The organism is Parapedobacter tibetensis, assembly GCF_024704835.1.
In the GTDB taxonomy this organism is placed as follows: domain Bacteria; phylum Bacteroidota; class Bacteroidia; order Sphingobacteriales; family Sphingobacteriaceae; genus Parapedobacter; species Parapedobacter tibetensis.
Genome location: NZ_JAMXBE010000005.1, coordinates 97,112 through 113,965, shown reverse-complemented (window position 1 = coordinate 113,965; position 16,854 = coordinate 97,112). Strand labels below are relative to the sequence as shown.

Here is a 16,854-nt window from a genome sequence, read left to right as displayed (position 1 = left end):
CCGTCATTACTTACAAAATTGACAATGCCGTGTCAACACCCATACCCGTTTTTACCGAGTTTTGTGCAGCAAATCCGTTTCTTTAATATACTTGCTTCTTCATATACTATTCCAAAAGAAAATTATCGACAAACACTTATGGACAAGAAATTAATCAATGCTTACCTGGCCTTGGCGGTGGTCTGTGTCGTATGGGGTACCACCTATTTTGCCATGCGCATCGGGGTAGAAACATTCCCTGCATTCCTATTTTCGGCCATTCGCCAGATTTCAGCCGGGGGGCTGCTGCTATTGCTCCTGCCTCTTTTTGGCATCAAAATTAGCATCAGTCGTCGCGATATCACCCGTCAGTTTGTTGCAGGGACATTGATGATTGCCTTTGGGAATGGCTTGGTGGGATGGGCCGAGCGTTACATTCCTAGTGGATTGGCTGCACTTATTGTTTCAGTGATGCCTGTTTATGTCGTACTAATCGGGTATGTATCGGGTGTTGACCGGAAAGCAGTCAATATGCACCTAATTGTTGGGTTGTTGCTTGGATGTGTTGGGGTAGGGCTCATCTTTAGGGATAATTTGGCTGACTTAGCCAATGCAAACTATCTTTATGGCGTATTGGCCGCTTTTTTCGCCTGTTTTTGCTGGGCAGCAGGTACGGTATATACCAAGCATAAACCTTCTTCGGCCACCACATTGGTCAATGTAGCTTTCCAGCTAACCAGTGGTGGTTTGGTGTTGCTCATCGCCAGCGCATTCTTTGATGATTTCACTAGGTTAAATTCCGTTTCTTCAGATAGCCTTTGGGCGTTGGTCTACCTTACCCTATTTGGTTCATTAGCTTCCTATGGGTGTTTTTTATATGCCCTTAAGCACTTGCCTTCTGGACTCGCTTCCGTGTATGCCTACTTCAATCCGTTCATTGCCCTGCTCTTGGGCTATTTCTTTTTGGATGAAAGGCTTACCTGGTTGACCGCAGTAGCCTTATTGGTAACGCTATCTGGGGTTTATTTTATCAACAGAAGTTATCGTATAAAAAAATTAAAAACTTAATAAAAAGTCCTAACCCTATGGATGAAAACCTGTTAGATTTTTTTAAAATTTTTCAAAAAAATTTGCGAAACCAAATGGTTACCCATATATTTACAAAACCAAATAGTTACCTATATAAAGAAGAATGGAAGCTCGTAGAGATGTATTTCAGGCAATAGCGGATCCTACTCGGAGGGCCATCATCCATATGCTTGCCCAGCAGCCACTTAACCTGAATGCGGTGGCCGACAATTTTGACATCAGCCGCCCTGCGGTCTCCAAGCATATCCGCATCCTCACAGAGTGTGGATTGATTACTATAAAGAAACGGGGACGCGAGCGATACTGTAACGTTAACTTGGAATCCTTGAACGAGGTATCCCAATGGGTGGACCAATACCGTAGATTTTGGAATGACCGCTTGGATACGTTGGAAAGTTTATTGAAAGAAACCGAATAAAAAAATCAAACTATGGCAGCTAAAAAATCACCCTGTGTTGAAGCACAGATGCTCATCAGAAAACCGGCAAAATTAGTCTTTGAAGCATTCATTGATCCAGAAATCACGAAAAATTTTTGGTTTACCAAAGGAAGTGACAAACTGGAAGCTGGTAAAACCATTAATTGGGAATGGGAAATGTATAATGTATCCACCCAAGTATTGGTCAAAGAGATCATCCCCAATAAGAAGATATCGATTGATTGGGGCGAACCAGCTACTTCTGTCGATTTTGAATTTCAGTCGATAGACGTTGATTCCACGTATGTAGTCATTACCCATTACGGCTTCCTTACAACGGGAGCGGAATTATTAACTGAGATAAACGATAATACCGGAGGGTTTACCACGGTACTGGATGGACTAAAGGCCTATCTGGAACATGGGATCAACCTGAACTTGATTGCTGACAAATTCCCCAAGGAGGTGGTATCACATGGACAATAAATACGGGAAAATTATTGCTCCGGGCACACTACGTTTCAGGCGGGTGCTTCCGGGGCCCATCGAACGTGTATGGGAATACCTCACCGAATCCGAAAAAAGGGGACAATGGCTCGCCTACGGCGACATGGAACTCCATGTGGGGGGCAAGGTGGAATTGCGCTTTTTCCATGCCGACCTATCGCCGCATCAAGAAACACTTCCAGACAAATATCGGCATTATGAACAGGGGCACGGTTTCACCGGTCAAATACGCCAATGCGATCCGCCCCACCTTTTGGCTTTCACATGGGGAGATGGATCTGAAGTGACCATCGCGCTGGAAGAGCAGTCGGACGGCAAGGTGCTCCTGACCCTCACCCACCGAAAACTCGAAGATAAACAGGAAACACGTATCAGCGTGGCCAGTGGTTGGCATACGCATTTGGGCATCTTGGAGGCCAAGTTGGCAGGCCAGGTACCTGAGGGCTTTTGGGCTGTACATACCTATATGGAGACCGTGTATGGAAAATTAATTTAAAACCATTCAATAAGCCTGCCATAGGGTTGTCAGTTGTCGGTCGTTTCTTTGTTTATATCATTAAAAAACAACGAGCAATGGAAACACAAAATCAGGTAACACCGAAACTGGAAACCACGATCAACTTGGATCAGCTGCTAGCGCATTGGCAAGGACACCGTGGCCTTACCCGAAGGGTCGTCGACGCTTTTCCTGAAGACAAACTCTTTTCGCATTCTATTGGTGGCATGCGTACTTTTGCCGAGCTGGCCATGGAGCTCAATCGCATGGGTGCGAACGGAGCTCATGGCATTGCCACTGGTGAATGGAAAGATCTTAAAGACTTACCCGGCGCCGAAGGACTGGACTTCTCCCCTACGACAAAAGAAGGCATACTTCGCCTGTGGGATTGGAGCACGGAATACATCAATAACGTCTGGCCACAAGTGCCCCCCACCCGATTGCAGGAAGTTGATAACGCTTACGGACAATGGGAAGGACCTATTTGGTGGCATCTGTTCTATTTCATCGACAACGAAATACACCACCGCGGACAAGGGTATGTCTATCTCCGTTCTTTGGGCATCGAACCGCCACCATTCTGGGATAGATAAGTCATAAGCTGTCGGCTATCGGCTTAGCCGACAGCTTAAACCTGCACATATCGCCGTTGGATATGTTGCCGGATATATGCGACAAAACCGATCGTAATCAGTGCTCCAGCCGTCCCTTGAAGTACCAGGGTATAGTGGATACCCAATGTTTGCGCCAATGCCCCGATGAGCAAGCTCCCAATGGGAAATATACCTTGGAAGGCCATGATGTAATAGCTGATGGCCCGTGCCCTGAAGGCGGGCATCGCATGTGTCTGGATATAGGTATTGATGCTTGTGTTCTGTACCATCATCCCCATCGCCGCAAGCATCGTGCTCAGTAAGGCGAGCGGTAACCATGAGGCAAAAGAAAGCAGGAGAATCCCGAAAGCGAACAAACCGGAGGCTTTCATCACACGGAAACGTAGGTTGGTGCCCGATTTAAGTCTCGCCATGTATACGGCGCCAGCCATAGCCCCCAATCCTGCCGAACTTTCAAACCAGCTGAACGTGGTGGCGTCGCCATCAAACATCTCCCTTGCAATCACTGGTAACAATGTCGTATAAGGAATGACTAAAAGACTGGACGCCGTCAGCAATAAGATAAGTGTAGAGAGATGTGGCGAATTGCGCAGGTATCGATACCCCTCCTTCAATCCCTGCCAAGTACTTTCCTTTCGGGTTGGAGAAACTTTGTGTTCCAATTTTATCAACAACAATGTCCCGATGACCGCGATGAAGCTTACGAAATTGACCGTAAAACAGGCCCCTTCCCCGTAGGTGCTCAACAGCACTCCGCCCACGGCGGGGCCAAGCATGCGGGCAGCGTTGAAGGCAGAGGAATTGAGTGCAATTGCATTGGGCAAATCTGCCTTATCTTCCACCAATTCCACAATCAATGATTGCCTTGCCGTGACATCGAACGTGTTGATAACTCCTTGGATGAAACTAAGTAGGCCAATCCATATGACATTATAATCGCCCAGGAAAACCAACAGGGCCAATGTACCGGCCTGCATCATCAAGCCTGCCTGTGTGGTGAGCAGAATTCGGTATTTATTACTCCGGTCTACGAAACTCCCAATAAAGGGCGATAGTACCAGCGATGGAATCAGCGATACAAAGGATACCAGCCCCAACGCCAAAGCCGATTCAGTGAGCCGATACACCAACCAACTCACGGCTATACGTTGCATCCAGGTACCCATCAAAGATATGGCCTGCCCAATGAAAAGCAATCGATAATTCCGATGTCTGAAAGCCCGAAAAATGTGCATGCTTCAAAATTGAGGGATGGTAAAGCAAGAATTATGTATAGGCACACAAAATCCATACCATATAGGGCTTCTCTCTTACTGCATCATTTATCAACTTTTTCAGGATTTTTACCGTAATTATTCCTATTTTTACAAGCTGTAATCTAATACATTAATAAGTACATCATCATTTAATAATTACATACCAGAACATGAAATTTTTCATTGATACCGCCAACCTTCAACAAATCAAGGAAGCCCAGGATTTGGGTGTACTGGATGGGGTAACCACCAACCCAAGCCTGATGGCCAAAGAGGGCATCACAGGGAAAGAAAACATCATCAATCATTACAAGGCCATCTGTGATATCGTGGAAGGCGATGTAAGTGCGGAAGTCATTGCCACCGATTACGAGAGCATCATCAAAGAAGGTGAAGCATTGGCTAAGCTCAACGACAAAATCGTAGTGAAAGCGCCTATGATTAAAGACGGTATCAAAGCGATTAAATATTTCAGCAGCAATGGCATCAAGACCAATTGTACGCTTGTGTTTTCTTCAGGCCAAGCGCTATTAGCCGCAAAAGCCGGCGCCACATACGTTTCACCCTTTATCGGACGATTGGACGACATTTCTACTGACGGATTGAGCTTGATTGAGGATATCCGGTTGATTTACGACAATTACGGATATGAAACCCAGATTTTGGCAGCCTCCATACGTCACGTTATACACATCATCGAATGTGCCAAAATTGGGGCGGATGTGATGACAGGCCCGTTATCGGCCATATTGGGATTGCTCAAGCACCCACTTACCGATAGTGGACTGGCCCAATTTTTGGCGGATCACGCCAAAGCTTCAGGAAAATAAGGCATATCAAATACGCCATTAGGTACATCGAAGCAAAAAAGGGAATGGACTCCTTCCCTTTTTTTGCTTCTTTTTTTTGTGTATATTGCAATCCTATGTAATTTTGCACATGATGTTTAAAGCAATTGATACAGAACCTGTGGTGGCCAATGAAAAGTTTGTCCGCTTGTTACGCAAAAACAAACTCAAGGTAACGCAACCCCGGCTTAGCGTATTACAAATCATTTCCGACAAGGATACCGCCATTTCCCAACCGGAGCTCGAAAAACTACTCGGAAACGAGATAGACCGTGTGACCCTTTACCGAGTATTGGCTACCTTCGAGGAAAAAGGCATCCTCCATAAAATATTCGATCTCCATGGCACGGCCACCTATGCGTTGTGCTCGACAGAATGCGATGAGCATCATCACCATGATCAACATGTACATTTCATCTGTTCGATATGTAATAGCATTTATTGCCTTGAAGATATCAAACTTCCCAAGATAAACCTTCCCGAAGGTTATCAACTCGACTCTGTTGGCATCAATGCCGTAGGGCGCTGCGCCCAATGCAAAGCGCTTGCGGAGTAACGGATTTGAACCCATAAAGCAACCGTAGCATACCTTCAATGGCCCATTGCTATCCATCACAAAAACAGTAAAATTTACTTCCCAGTATCACGGCCTCCGGCTTGTGCATAACGCGGACCAAACTCAAAATCCAATTACTAAACATCAAAATAACAACCCACTAAAATTATAGCATTCAATTCATAAATAATTATATAATAATTCTTTATATAAATCATATATAGTCATAATGTATGACAAAATTTTAGCAAAACTCATTCAAATCAAGCATCTTTTTTGAAAAGTGCTTAAAACTAATCTAAACGCAGATTCTATGCTAAAACAAATAATTAATTTCATGATAAAATTATAGCAAAATATAAATATTATGTTAGAATACAATAGTTTATACATAATCACATAAATGATACATTTCTAAGTAATTTTAGCAATTAATGATGGAACACCATATCATGAAAGCAGATAAAATTTTCTTATTTTAGCGGGGACAATGGCTTGGATAAAAACACGTGTGAGGAATTTTATTGGCTTTTGCAAAACCAAGAAAGGCATGGTTGTTTTGGTGTCGGCCATAATTCTACTCATCCTGTTCTATTTTTCATTGCCTAAGCCACTTTTCCGCTCCCCTACCTCATTTGTTATCGCGGACGAAGCGGGCAATCTCATGGGTGCTTCCATTGCCGAAGATGGGCAATGGCGCTTTCCTACCATGGATACTATCCCAGAAAAATTCGCCAAATGCATCATTACTTTTGAAGACAAGCGTTTCCGTTACCATCCCGGGATAGACCCAATAGCCCTGGTTAGGGCCATCTATCAAAACTCCCTGGGTAAGCGCATAGTGAGCGGAGGCAGCACGCTAAGCATGCAGGTTGTCCGCATGAGCCGTAACAAACCCCGCACCATATGGCAAAAGCTTATCGAGGCCGTCTTAGCCATCAGACTGGAAGTGGGCTACGGTAAAGCCTCCATTCTTCGGTTATATAGTGCAAATGCTCCTTTTGGCAGCAACGTGGTGGGGCTGGATGCAGCTGCATGGCGTTATTTCGGACGGGCCCCAGGACGGCTTTCGTGGGCAGAAACGGCGATGCTCGCCGTATTACCGAACGCCCCTTCGCTAGTGCATCCTGGACGAAACCGGGAATTATTGCTTATAAAGCGCAATGCGCTGCTCGACAGATTGGCAATAAACGGTACGATCAGCCAAAGCACGGCGGAACTCGCTAAATTGGAGCCACTGCCCGATAAGCCTCACCCCCTACCCCGTCTCGCCCCACACCTCCTTGAACGGTTCAAGAAGGAGTATAAGCAGCTCGATATCGATGTCACGCGTGTCGAAACATCCCTAAATTCGGGTCTACAGCAACAGGTAGCAGACATCATAACTCGTTACCATCGTAACCTTAGCGCCAATGGAATCCACAACGCTGCTGCACTGGTGTTGGAAGTGGAAACCGGTAAGGCACTGGCTTATGTTGGCAATGTGCATACGACTGAAGCCGAAGGCTATGTGGATATGATCACCGCCCTGAGAAGTCCCGGCAGCACATTGAAGCCCTTTCTCTATGCTGCCATGCTCACCGATGGGTTGATACTGCCCCATACCCTCATTCCCGACATACCCACCCAGATCGGCGGATATACACCACAAAACTACGATTTGGGTTACGACGGCGCTATACCGGCCTCACGCGCCCTAAGCCGTTCCCTCAACATACCTGCTGTAAAGATGTTGCAGCAATACAAATATCAACGTTTCCACTCCTTCCTCAAACGAACAGGTGTCCATACGCTTAGCCGACCTGCAGATTTTTATGGCCTATCCATGATTTTAGGTGGCTGCGAGGTAAGCATGTGGCAATTGGCTGGTACTTATGCCAGCATGGCACGCACACTCAACCATTACGGGCGGCACAAGGCCGATTACAATCCTGCCGACTACCATCCCCCATCTTACCTGAAAAACACCGCCATAACATCGGTAAAGGCTATGGAACGGGCCTCCATTATTGACCATGCCTCCCTGTATTTCACCTTCCAAGCCATGAATGAGGTGATGCGTCCCGGGGAGGAAACCCTATGGGAGCAATTCGCCTCATCAAAAAAAATCGCTTGGAAGACGGGCACAAGCTTTGGTTTCCGTGATGGATGGGCCATTGGGCTCACTCCAGGCCATGTGGTATGCGTATGGGTGGGCAATGCCGACGGCGAAGGGCGTCCGGGGCTCACCGGTATTGAAACAGCAGCCCCTATACTCTTCGACATTTTCAGCCTATTGCCCACATCGGGTTGGTTCGAGGTACCGTTGAACCGCATGGTGCAGACCGCCGTATGCCGTGAAAGCGGCCATTTGGCCGGGGCTGACTGTCCCCGTCCCCATACCGTTTATCTTCCCGTGGCCGGCCTTAAATCAACCGTATGCCCGTACCACCGAATCATCCATACCAATTCCGAAGGCACGTTCCGAGTAACGGCCGATTGCACGGCTCCGGAAAACATAGTGGCATCCAAATGGTTTATACTGCCACCAGCCATGGAATATTATTATAAAACAAGGCATAGCAGTTATCGTGAATTGCCCCCATTCGATATGGGATGTACCAATATGGATGAAGGTCAAGTGATGGAAATGATTTATCCCAAGAACAATGCAAAAATTTATATACCTTTAGAAATTGACGGCCAACGTGGGGAGGTTATTTTCAATGCTGCCCACCGCAAACGTGGCAGTAAAATATACTGGCATCTCGACAACGCTTTCGTGGGTGAAACGGAAAGTTTCCACCAAATGGCACTGAATGTCCCTGCAGGATTGCACCGCATCACGTTGGTGGACGACGATGGTATACGCATCAGCCAGCGATTTGAGATTTTACAGAAATGACTATGCTTGAACAGATAGATTTACAACAAGTGTTGGTTTTGGATATCGAAACGGTATCCCAAAAGGCCCTATTCGCCGAATTACCCGATCACTTCCAAGAACTATGGGCCTATAAGGTAAAAAAAAGCCTTCAGGAGAATGAAACAGCCGCTGATGTATACAGCAATGCCGGACTACATCCGGAATTTGGCAAAATCATCTGTATATCCGTGGGCGCATTCCATCAGCGACAAGGGCAAATGGGCTTTCGGGTGAAGTCCTTCGTACAAGATGATGAACGCGAACTCTTGGCGGATTTTGCCCGATTGCTGCAAAAACAACCACCCAGCCTCACCCTTTGTGGACATAACGGCAAGGGATTTGATTTCCCGTATATTTGCAAACGGATGTTGATCAATGGCTTGGCTATCCCTGCCCAGTTCGACATATCAGGCAAAAAACCTTGGGAAATCAACCATTTGGACACCATGGAACTGTGGCGGTTCGGCGATTACCGCAACAATGTATCGCTCAACCTGATGGCGGCAGTGCTAGGTATCCCCACTCCAAAAGATGACATCAGCGGCGAAGATGTATACCACGTATATTATGAGGAAAACAATTTGGAACGCATTCGTGTCTATTGTGAAAAGGATGTCATCACTACGGCACAGATCTTGCGTAAATTGCGCAGCGAAACGTTAATCGCCTCGGACAATATCAGCTTTGCCGATGAATAGGCAAATGGGTACAATTGGAAATCAATAAATAAAGAACCCGCGGCCATCTACATAATCAGTGTCATCCGCGTTCAATTATCAATAAGCAATACAACCATGTCAAACAAGAAAACCAGTGCATTCAGGCATATACTTACACAACTTATCACGGATATCATTGAAAAATCGAGCAACAAGCCGATGAACTACAAGCAGGTGGCCGCCAAGCTCAACCTAACTGATCCCGAATCGAAAAATGCCATCCTCGATATCCTGCAGGAAGAAGCGAACGCAGGGCCTTTCAAGGAAGTCGAAAAAGGTAAATATGCACTCAAGGAACTTAAGGCGTTCGTGATAGGCCGGGTAGACATGACGGCAGACGGCTCCGCCTTCATCGTGCCCGAAGACGAATTTGAGGACGATATCTACATCGCACCACGCAAGCTTCGACAAGCATTACATGGCGACCGTGTAAAGGTACATACTTATGAAAAACGCCGTGGCAAGCGCAAGGAAGGCGAAGTGGTGGAGATCCTTGAACGTGCGCGTACCGAATTTACGGGTACCATCACCATATCGACCCGCTTCGCTTTCCTCATAGCCGACAACCGGAAGATGTTGAACGATATTTTCATTCCCCTAGCCGATCTCAATGGGGCCAAAGACGGAGAAAAAGTGGTAGTGACCATCACCGAATGGCCGCAGGACAGTAAAAACCCCGTAGGCAAGGTGAAGCATGTGCTGGGCAAAAAGGGCGAAAATAATACGGAGATGAATGCCATATTGGCCGACTTCGGATTCCCCCTCGCATTCCCGGATGCCGTGGAACGAGAAGCGGAGGCTTTCCCCGCTGAAATCCCACAATCCGAAATTGCTAAACGCCGCGACTTCCGCCCTATAACGACGTTTACTATTGATCCCGTGGATGCAAAGGATTTCGATGATGCCATCTCTTTCCAAAAACTTCCCAATGGCAACTACGAGGTGGGCGTGCACATCGCCGATGTCACGTATTACGTACAACCAGACACGCCTTTAGACGCAGAAGCTTTCGAACGTGGCACATCGGTCTATTTGGTGGACCGCGTGATTCCGATGCTTCCTGAACGGCTATCCAACGACCTGTGTTCACTACGTCCCCACGAAGATCGCCTGAGCTTCTCCGCTGTATTTGAAATGGACAGCCGCGCCAACATCATCAGTGAATGGTTCGGTCGTACCATCATCCATTCGGACAGGCGGTTCAGCTATGAAGAAGCACAAGAAGTTCTCGACCAAAAAGCTGGGGAATACAGTGAAGAACTCCTCGCGCTCAATAACTTGGCCTATATCCTCCGCGACCGGAAGTTCAAGCATGGAGCCATCAGCTTCGAAACCACCGAGGTTAAATTCCATCTCGATGAAACCGGCAAGCCATTGGGTGTATATGTCAAAGAACGCAAGGATGCCCATAGACTTATCGAGGACTTTATGCTATTGGCCAACAAAAGGGTGGCCGAATTCATCGGCAAGCAAGGCAAGGGGAACAACAAAAAGACTTTCGTATACAGGGTGCACGATGCACCCGATGAACAGAACATTGCCAGTTTCGCGCAGTTCGCTGCCCGATTCGGGCATAAGATCAGCACCAAATCAGACCGCGAAACCGCCCGCTCGCTCAACACCTTGATGGAACGGATAGAAGGCACCAAGGAACAGAATGTACTAACCACACTCGCCATACGCTCCATGGCCAAAGCCATCTACACTACCAAGAAAACCAGTCACTATGGGCTGGCTTTCGACTACTATACCCACTTCACGTCACCCATCCGCCGCTATCCCGATGTGATGGTGCACCGTCTCCTCGAACATTACTTAACGGACGGCAAACCGGTTAATGGGGAAGCCTACGAGAAATTATGCGAACATTCCTCACAGATGGAAAAGAAGGCGGCCGATGCAGAACGAGCATCTGTGAAATACAAACAAGCTGAATTTCTGCAGGACCAGGTGGGTGAAACTTACCTCGGCATCATATCCGGTGTGACCGAATGGGGCATGTATGTAGAAATCGAAGAGAACAAATGTGAGGGAATGGTAAGGTTACGCGATATTACCGATGATTTCTACGCCTTGGACGAGAAGAACTATGCCATCATCGGCCAGCGCAAAAAGAAACGGTACCAGCTTGGTGACGAGGTAAGTATCAAGGTGAAAAAAGTGGACTTGGCGAAGCGGCAGATTGATTTTACGTTAGTGTCATAGGTTCCCACTGATGCACCTATCGCCATGCTAACCTAGACACGGTCATTTTACTCATCCGCAGTTCGGCGGCATTGAGAAATTCCTTTTTTATGCTATCTTTGGGTAGGAATGAACAGAAAAAATAGCTAATCCGGTTTCCTATGGAAGAGAACCCTATTAAACGGCCTTACGTCCTGGAATTGGCAGCAAGCCTCATTTCCCTAGCACTTATCATCACACTATTGTATGTGTTGCAGGGTGTGTTGTTGCCACTGATGTTCTCCATCCTCATCGCCATTTCCCTCTATCCGGTTGCCCGGTTCCTAGAAAGGTTACGACTGGGTAAGGCCTTTTCGGCTATTCTTGCTGTTATTTTAGCCATAGCCGTGCTTTCGGGCCTGATGTGGTTCATCATCCATCAAGTGATTATCATTGGAAAGGATGGTGCGGAAATCCAGCACAAATTCCTATCCATCTTCGACACCATACAAAAATTACTGCAGGACCGTTTCGGCATAGAGCCCACAGAAGTGGCCGAGCGGTTGAGGTCGGAGGCCAATGAAATTCTTTCCCATGCGGGCAGGCACCTATCAACGGCTTTTGGATCTTTGGGAAACGTACTTGCTGGCTTGGTGTTGGTACCGTTGTTTTCATTCTTTTTACTGTATTATCGGGTTTTTTTCCGTGAGTTTTTCTTCAGGGCATTCCGCTCTACCCCACAGGAAACCGTACATAAAACCCTTAATAAGATTTACAATGTGGTGCAAAGCTACCTACTTGGGCTCATCACCGTTATGGGTATCGTGGCCATACTCAATACAGTGGGATTGTGGATCTTGGGCATCCAATATGCTTGGTTTTTTGGCACATTGGCTTCGTTGCTGATGTTGCTCCCCTATATCGGTATCGCCATCGGCTCCATCCTGCCTGCACTTTTCGCATTGGCTACCAAGGACACTGCTTGGTATGCTGTAGGGGTTATCGCCTGGTTTCAAGTGGTACAATTTCTGGAAGGTAATGTCATCACGCCGAACATTGTGGGCAGTAAGGTAAGTATAAACCCTTTGATGGCCATCATTTCCATCCTGCTTGGCGGCATGCTTTTCGGACTTGCTGGCTTAATATTGGCGCTTCCAATCACAGCTACCATCAAGGTCATCTTCGATGCTATTCCCTCCATGAATGCGTTTGGTTTCCTCATCGGGGAGCCCGAAAAATACCACCTCAAACGCTACTCCACCAAAATCCTACTCAAGCGCTGGAATCTAAAGGAGCTGCTGGAAATCAAGGAGCGCAAAAAAAAGGAGGCGGAAGTGCAAGAAAAGCCCCCTGTAGCGGATAACGGAAAAAAAGAATGAACAATCAGTCCGGCTTGCTGTTATTTATCCAGAGGATTTAGCGCAAGGGGTGACTATGAAAAAGCAGAAAAAAGTAACAGGAACGCAGGACAAGAGCCGCAATATGGAAATCGGTAGCTCTACTACCGATAAATCATTCAAGGATACAAAGACCCTCAAACGCCATCAAGGTGTACCCAATGCCGGAGGTGTTCGGACAGGGCAGACCAAAAATGAAGGTGAGTAATATTTTTTACGCAACGGTTAAGCGCACCTGTTAAAACGTAAACCTTATGAAAGGCACCGGGAAGAACCCTTGTTGGAGGTTATCCACCACCCTTAGTTGACGGGCATTCCATTCCTGACGGAAAATATTCTCGTTATTCGTTATGTTTTGGAGATCCAATGCTACTTCCAGCGTAGCTCTTCGATATTCTCTACGGAAGGACAATTTGACATCCGTCCTGAAATAGTCACGTTGCCGCAGTGAGAAGGCCGCCGCCTCAGCATACTGCACTTCCCCGTCCACTGCGGAGGCTTCATAATCGATTGGCGACAGATACCGCCCACCTACCCAGGATATTGTGGCTCCTGCTCCAAACACATCACGGCCAAGCTTCCACTCTCTACCGGCCAGTACATTCAATACATTGCGCATGTTGAAGGCTGTATTTCGCCAAACACCATCACTACCTCTATACTGCGAATCAAAGATGGAGGCCGTAACTAGGTAATAGAATCCCCGATCAAATGACCTTTCCAACGTAAATTCGAGACCATAATTCCTCCCAGTACCTTCATTCACCAGGTTGTCACGCAAGGTCGGGATAGATTCTGCACCTAAGTTGATGGTCGAAAACGAACTGGGGTGCCTTTCCACGGGGATATCAAACAACCACTGGTAATACACCTCCGTTTTCAGATAGGTATTGGATGACAAGCCCCAGTCGTGCGACAACACGGCATGGTGGCTCCTTCCCAATCCCAAAGACTCATTGGTGTAGACATTTCCAGTAGGAGTGCGGGTAATCGTAGCATAAGTCAGCAAATTATCCATTTGGCTATGCAAACCATATCCAAGTCCGATGGCATGTGCATGATTCACCCGGTACCTCAACCCCATGCGGGGTTCCAGGCTTTGGCTGTTAGACAGGTCGAGATATTGGTGATGGAGCCCTGACATCATCGTCAAGCGATCCGTCATCCGGTATCTCCACTGCAAGTAAGTCTGTGTCAAATTCAGCCACCCTTCCCTATCGGAAAACACCCGATCAACCATACCATCATAGATGCGTTTATTGAAGAGGGAATAATTGGTAAAATCCGTTACAACACCAGCTACCATGTTATGCTTTCCACTAAATTTATGGTGCAAGGTCAATACCCCAGAATACTTGTCGGTGACGAACCGCCATTGCCAGTTCGGGGTAAAAACAGCAGGGTCTTCCGTACTGACGGAATCCCTATCGAACCGTTCATTGGTACGGCTATACCCCAGTACCAGGCTGGCTGTGGTATTGTTGCCCAGCTGGTGTTCATAACGCAATCCGCTGATATTGGTATTATAGCGCGCAAACCGGTTGGAATAATCGTTGCCATATGCCTGTCCATCAGGATCGTATTCACTCCCTAAAGAGGTAAACAAACTCTCACCCCATATCCCAAACACGGAAAACACTCCTCGTTTGCCAACAGGCGCGCTGATTTTGTAATTGATATCCATATATTCCGGCGTAGCTCCTCCGGCGCCAAAATTGAGCCCAAGCTGCTGGAAAGCTGCAAGTGTAGAATAGCGGACATTCACCAAATAAGTAGCCCTGTTCGTACGGCCCAAAGGGCCTTCTGCTCCTCCTTCAAAACCGTTGAACCCCATCTGGGCAAGGAATTCGTGTTTTTGGTTGTTCCCATCACGTAAGCGCAAATCAAAAACCCCTCCTAACGCATTACCATACTGTGCAGGGAAAGCGCTTGTCATGAAATCAGATTTATCCAAATTATTGTTGTTCAACATGCTTACTGACCCTCCCATGCTGTTCAATGCACCGAAGTGATTGGGATTCGGTATATTGAGCCCCTCCAGTTGCCAAAGCATGGCATTGGGCGAATTGCCACGGATAATGATATCATTTCGGGTATCATTGGTGGATACCACTCCGGCAAAATTCGCCGTCATACGGGCAGGGTCTCCCAATGACCCCGCATACCGTTTGGTTTCTTCCATGCTGAACGGCCGAGCGCTGACTGCTGCCATGTCACTATTGGTGAAACGGGAATCCTCACGTCGGCCATAATTTACAATAACCTCTTCCAATGAAGTGACGCTTTCGGTCAGCATGAGGTTCAGCACCACTTCCCTGCCTGCAGTTATAATGATGTGGTGGAACGTTTCTGGCTGGTATCCTTGGTGGGTGGCTAAAAACGTTTGCCGACCAAGGGGCACATCAGTAAGCCGAAAATTACCAAGCGCATCGCTTGCTGTAATGATTTGACTGTCGCCATCCAGCAATCGAACAGTGACACCCACCAAAGGGATTCTTGACGCTTCATCCCTGATATTGCCTCGCACGGTTTGCGTAGAAGGTTGCGCCAATCCTACTGAACTGGCCATGCATAATAAAATGAATAGAGAGGAGGTGATAATGGTGCTCATATTTTCTTGTAAACTATTTGCTTACAAAAAAAAAGAAGCAAGTTCCCTTTTTCATTGATTTGGATCAATAAAGCACCATGTATCGCGGTTAGAATTTCGACACAAGCCGTTTGCGGATACGGCTCAGTGCTTCAGGTGTAATCCCCAGATACGAAGCGATGAGATATTGCGGAACACGTTGGGCCACCTGCGGTTTGGCCACTACCAGGTTTTCATAACGGTCCTCGGGCTTTTCGGCCAACAAGGAAGCATTTCGTTCGGTAAGGCGCAGGAACTGCCCTTCTGCCACCAATCGACCGACCCGTTCAAACTCCGGAAAATCGGCATACATTTTTTGTAGGCCATCGTAATGCAGATTGAATGTGATTGTGTCTTCAATCGCTTCAATCCCGTAGTTAGCAGGCTTACGGGTAAGAAAACTCTCATAATCGCCTGTATACTCGTGCTCGAAGAAAAAATTGTATATATTCTTTTTGCCGTCAATAAGGTTGTATACCATCACTATCCCTTCTTCTATAAAGCATACAATATTATTCACCCTTCCCTCTTCACTGATGGTTTCCCCTTTCTTATACCGTTTTACCGTCAAGCACTTTTGAAAAGCATTCCAGGCGTCCTGTGATAGCTCTGGTGCCAATTTTCTAAAATATAGTTTTAAACTATCAAACATAGAAAAGGTGTTATCCGCATTTATCTTGGCCAAAATAACCAATAATGCCGATTTGGCAAAAACATATTCGTTAACAAGAGCGACCATTGAGGAAGCAAAGCCGCAGAATAAGCTAATCATTACGTTCAGCAGTCCCAATGGGTTCCAGCTGCAAAACCTCCCCACCCCCGCCGATCAGGTTCATCTAGATGATGCCACCGCCGCTTACTACAAGCTCTTCTTTAACCAACTTATTGGGGTGCTGCACCGAATCAGGTGCATCTTTGTATCGAACCGCGCGGTACCGGCCATTGGGTAAAAACCTAAGTGGCACATCGATCATGCAGTCCCGACGCTGTTGATTAATAAAGTCAACCAACAGGATGGTATTTTTCATCTCGAGGCCTGCCAGCGCTACCAGATCGATAGTTGCCCACAACGGACAGCGTATTACCGATCACCAATAAAGCCAATACAGCACCCAATTCCCAACGGCATCGCAGAAAACACAATTAATGTCCTTTTCAACGTTTTGAACTCCAGCACCAACGCTAAATACCCCCATTTGCCATATACTTTTGTTGTATTGTCCCCTGCTTTTGCGGTATTGTCGTACGACAGTCCACATAACGGCATTGGTGTAAATA

Annotated in this window: 17 protein-coding genes; 13 read left to right on the top strand and 4 right to left on the bottom strand. The window is 46.9% G+C overall.

Features of this window, described 5'->3' with window-relative positions:
- Positions 1-138: 138 nt before the first annotated feature.
- From NF543_RS10140 to NF543_RS10120, 5 genes are all read left to right on the top strand, one after another.
- Positions 139-1,047 (top strand): DMT family transporter, encoded by a 909-nt coding sequence (locus NF543_RS10140; RefSeq protein WP_257668018.1) that lies wholly within the window; start codon positions 139-141, stop codon positions 1,045-1,047.
- Positions 1,048-1,171: 124 nt separating this feature from the next.
- Positions 1,172-1,486, top strand: coding sequence for an ArsR/SmtB family transcription factor (locus NF543_RS10135; protein ID WP_257668017.1), 315 nt, complete (start codon positions 1,172-1,174; stop codon positions 1,484-1,486).
- Between the two features lie 12 nt (positions 1,487-1,498).
- Positions 1,499-1,972: an SRPBCC family protein gene (locus tag NF543_RS10130; protein WP_257668016.1), complete on the top strand. Its 474-nt coding sequence runs from the start codon at positions 1,499-1,501 to the stop codon at positions 1,970-1,972.
- A complete protein-coding gene (locus tag NF543_RS10125) occupies positions 1,962-2,489 on the top strand; it encodes an SRPBCC family protein (protein WP_257668015.1) in 528 nt (175 codons plus the stop codon). Before NF543_RS10130 ends, NF543_RS10125 begins: the two co-directional genes overlap by 11 nt.
- Before the next feature lie 77 nt (positions 2,490-2,566).
- Positions 2,567-3,082, top strand: coding sequence for a DinB family protein (locus NF543_RS10120; protein ID WP_257668014.1), 516 nt, complete (start codon positions 2,567-2,569; stop codon positions 3,080-3,082).
- Positions 3,083-3,117: 35 nt separating this feature from the next.
- On the opposite strand, the gene NF543_RS10115 is transcribed toward NF543_RS10120, so the two are convergent.
- The gene (locus NF543_RS10115) at positions 3,118-4,338 is read right to left on the bottom strand and encodes an MFS transporter (RefSeq protein WP_257668013.1); all 1,221 of its coding nucleotides are present in this window, start codon (positions 4,336-4,338) and stop codon (positions 3,118-3,120) included.
- 191 nt (positions 4,339-4,529) lie between these two features.
- Here NF543_RS10115 and fsa point away from each other — a divergent pair, with 191 nt between their 5' ends.
- From fsa to NF543_RS10080, 7 genes are all read left to right on the top strand, one after another.
- Complete coding sequence (gene fsa, locus NF543_RS10110; RefSeq protein ID WP_257668012.1) at positions 4,530-5,189, top strand: fructose-6-phosphate aldolase; 660 nt, start codon at positions 4,530-4,532, stop codon at positions 5,187-5,189.
- 109 nt (positions 5,190-5,298) lie between these two features.
- Positions 5,299-5,763 carry a Fur family transcriptional regulator gene (locus tag NF543_RS10105; RefSeq protein WP_257668011.1) on the top strand — a complete coding sequence of 155 codons (465 nt, stop codon included), beginning with the start codon at positions 5,299-5,301 and terminating at the stop codon, positions 5,761-5,763.
- Between the two features lie 490 nt (positions 5,764-6,253).
- Positions 6,254-8,647 (top strand): penicillin-binding protein 1C, encoded by a 2,394-nt coding sequence (gene pbpC / locus NF543_RS10100; RefSeq protein WP_257668010.1) that lies wholly within the window; start codon positions 6,254-6,256, stop codon positions 8,645-8,647.
- Positions 8,648-8,649: 2 nt separating this feature from the next.
- Entirely contained in the window at positions 8,650-9,366 is a 717-nt protein-coding gene (locus NF543_RS10095; RefSeq protein WP_257668009.1) for a 3'-5' exonuclease, read from the top strand.
- Positions 9,367-9,462: 96 nt separating this feature from the next.
- The gene (gene rnr / locus NF543_RS10090; protein WP_257668008.1) at positions 9,463-11,592 is read left to right on the top strand and encodes a ribonuclease R; all 2,130 of its coding nucleotides are present in this window, start codon (positions 9,463-9,465) and stop codon (positions 11,590-11,592) included.
- 140 nt (positions 11,593-11,732) lie between these two features.
- Positions 11,733-12,929: an AI-2E family transporter gene (locus tag NF543_RS10085; RefSeq protein ID WP_257668007.1), complete on the top strand. Its 1,197-nt coding sequence runs from the start codon at positions 11,733-11,735 to the stop codon at positions 12,927-12,929.
- Between the two features lie 55 nt (positions 12,930-12,984).
- A complete protein-coding gene (locus NF543_RS10080; protein WP_257668006.1) occupies positions 12,985-13,155 on the top strand; it encodes a hypothetical protein in 171 nt (56 codons plus the stop codon).
- 30 nt (positions 13,156-13,185) lie between these two features.
- Here the strand turns inward: NF543_RS10080 and NF543_RS10075 are convergent, their stop codons facing one another.
- Positions 13,186-15,558, bottom strand: coding sequence for a TonB-dependent receptor (locus NF543_RS10075; protein ID WP_257668005.1), 2,373 nt, complete (start codon positions 15,556-15,558; stop codon positions 13,186-13,188).
- An 88-nt stretch (positions 15,559-15,646) separates the two neighbouring features.
- Positions 15,647-16,228, bottom strand: a complete 582-nt coding sequence (locus NF543_RS10070) for a Crp/Fnr family transcriptional regulator (RefSeq protein WP_257668004.1) — start codon at positions 16,226-16,228, stop codon at positions 15,647-15,649.
- A 7-nt stretch (positions 16,229-16,235) separates the two neighbouring features.
- On the opposite strand from NF543_RS10070, the gene NF543_RS10065 reads away from it, so the two are divergent.
- Positions 16,236-16,526 carry a hypothetical protein gene (locus tag NF543_RS10065; RefSeq protein ID WP_257668003.1) on the top strand — a complete coding sequence of 97 codons (291 nt, stop codon included), beginning with the start codon at positions 16,236-16,238 and terminating at the stop codon, positions 16,524-16,526.
- A gap of 131 nt (positions 16,527-16,657) precedes the next feature.
- Here NF543_RS10065 and NF543_RS10060 read toward each other — a convergent pair whose 3' ends face one another.
- A complete protein-coding gene (locus NF543_RS10060; RefSeq protein ID WP_257668002.1) occupies positions 16,658-16,843 on the bottom strand; it encodes a hypothetical protein in 186 nt (61 codons plus the stop codon).
- Positions 16,844-16,854: the final 11 nt, after the last annotated feature.

What these genes read in the sequence shown, in the direction of transcription:
- NF543_RS10140 (WP_257668018.1), top strand. Translation starts at nt 139, where the DNA reads ATGGACAAGAAATTAATCAATGCTTACCTGGCCTTGGCGGTGGTCTGT.
- NF543_RS10135 (WP_257668017.1), top strand. Translation starts at nt 1,172, where the DNA reads ATGGAAGCTCGTAGAGATGTATTTCAGGCAATAGCGGATCCTACTCGG.
- NF543_RS10130 (WP_257668016.1), top strand. Translation starts at nt 1,499, where the DNA reads ATGGCAGCTAAAAAATCACCCTGTGTTGAAGCACAGATGCTCATCAGA.
- NF543_RS10125 (WP_257668015.1), top strand. Translation starts at nt 1,962, where the DNA reads ATGGACAATAAATACGGGAAAATTATTGCTCCGGGCACACTACGTTTC.
- NF543_RS10120 (WP_257668014.1), top strand. Translation starts at nt 2,567, where the DNA reads ATGGAAACACAAAATCAGGTAACACCGAAACTGGAAACCACGATCAAC.
- NF543_RS10115 (WP_257668013.1), bottom strand. Translation starts at nt 4,338, where the DNA reads ATGCACATTTTTCGGGCTTTCAGACATCGGAATTATCGATTGCTTTTC.
- fsa (WP_257668012.1), top strand. Translation starts at nt 4,530, where the DNA reads ATGAAATTTTTCATTGATACCGCCAACCTTCAACAAATCAAGGAAGCC.
- NF543_RS10105 (WP_257668011.1), top strand. Translation starts at nt 5,299, where the DNA reads ATGATGTTTAAAGCAATTGATACAGAACCTGTGGTGGCCAATGAAAAG.
- pbpC (WP_257668010.1), top strand. Translation starts at nt 6,254, where the DNA reads ATGGCTTGGATAAAAACACGTGTGAGGAATTTTATTGGCTTTTGCAAA.
- NF543_RS10095 (WP_257668009.1), top strand. Translation starts at nt 8,650, where the DNA reads ATGCTTGAACAGATAGATTTACAACAAGTGTTGGTTTTGGATATCGAA.
- rnr (WP_257668008.1), top strand. Translation starts at nt 9,463, where the DNA reads ATGTCAAACAAGAAAACCAGTGCATTCAGGCATATACTTACACAACTT.
- NF543_RS10085 (WP_257668007.1), top strand. Translation starts at nt 11,733, where the DNA reads ATGGAAGAGAACCCTATTAAACGGCCTTACGTCCTGGAATTGGCAGCA.
- NF543_RS10080 (WP_257668006.1), top strand. Translation starts at nt 12,985, where the DNA reads ATGAAAAAGCAGAAAAAAGTAACAGGAACGCAGGACAAGAGCCGCAAT.
- NF543_RS10075 (WP_257668005.1), bottom strand. Translation starts at nt 15,558, where the DNA reads ATGAGCACCATTATCACCTCCTCTCTATTCATTTTATTATGCATGGCC.
- NF543_RS10070 (WP_257668004.1), bottom strand. Translation starts at nt 16,228, where the DNA reads ATGTTTGATAGTTTAAAACTATATTTTAGAAAATTGGCACCAGAGCTA.
- NF543_RS10060 (WP_257668002.1), bottom strand. Translation starts at nt 16,843, where the DNA reads ATGCCGTTATGTGGACTGTCGTACGACAATACCGCAAAAGCAGGGGAC.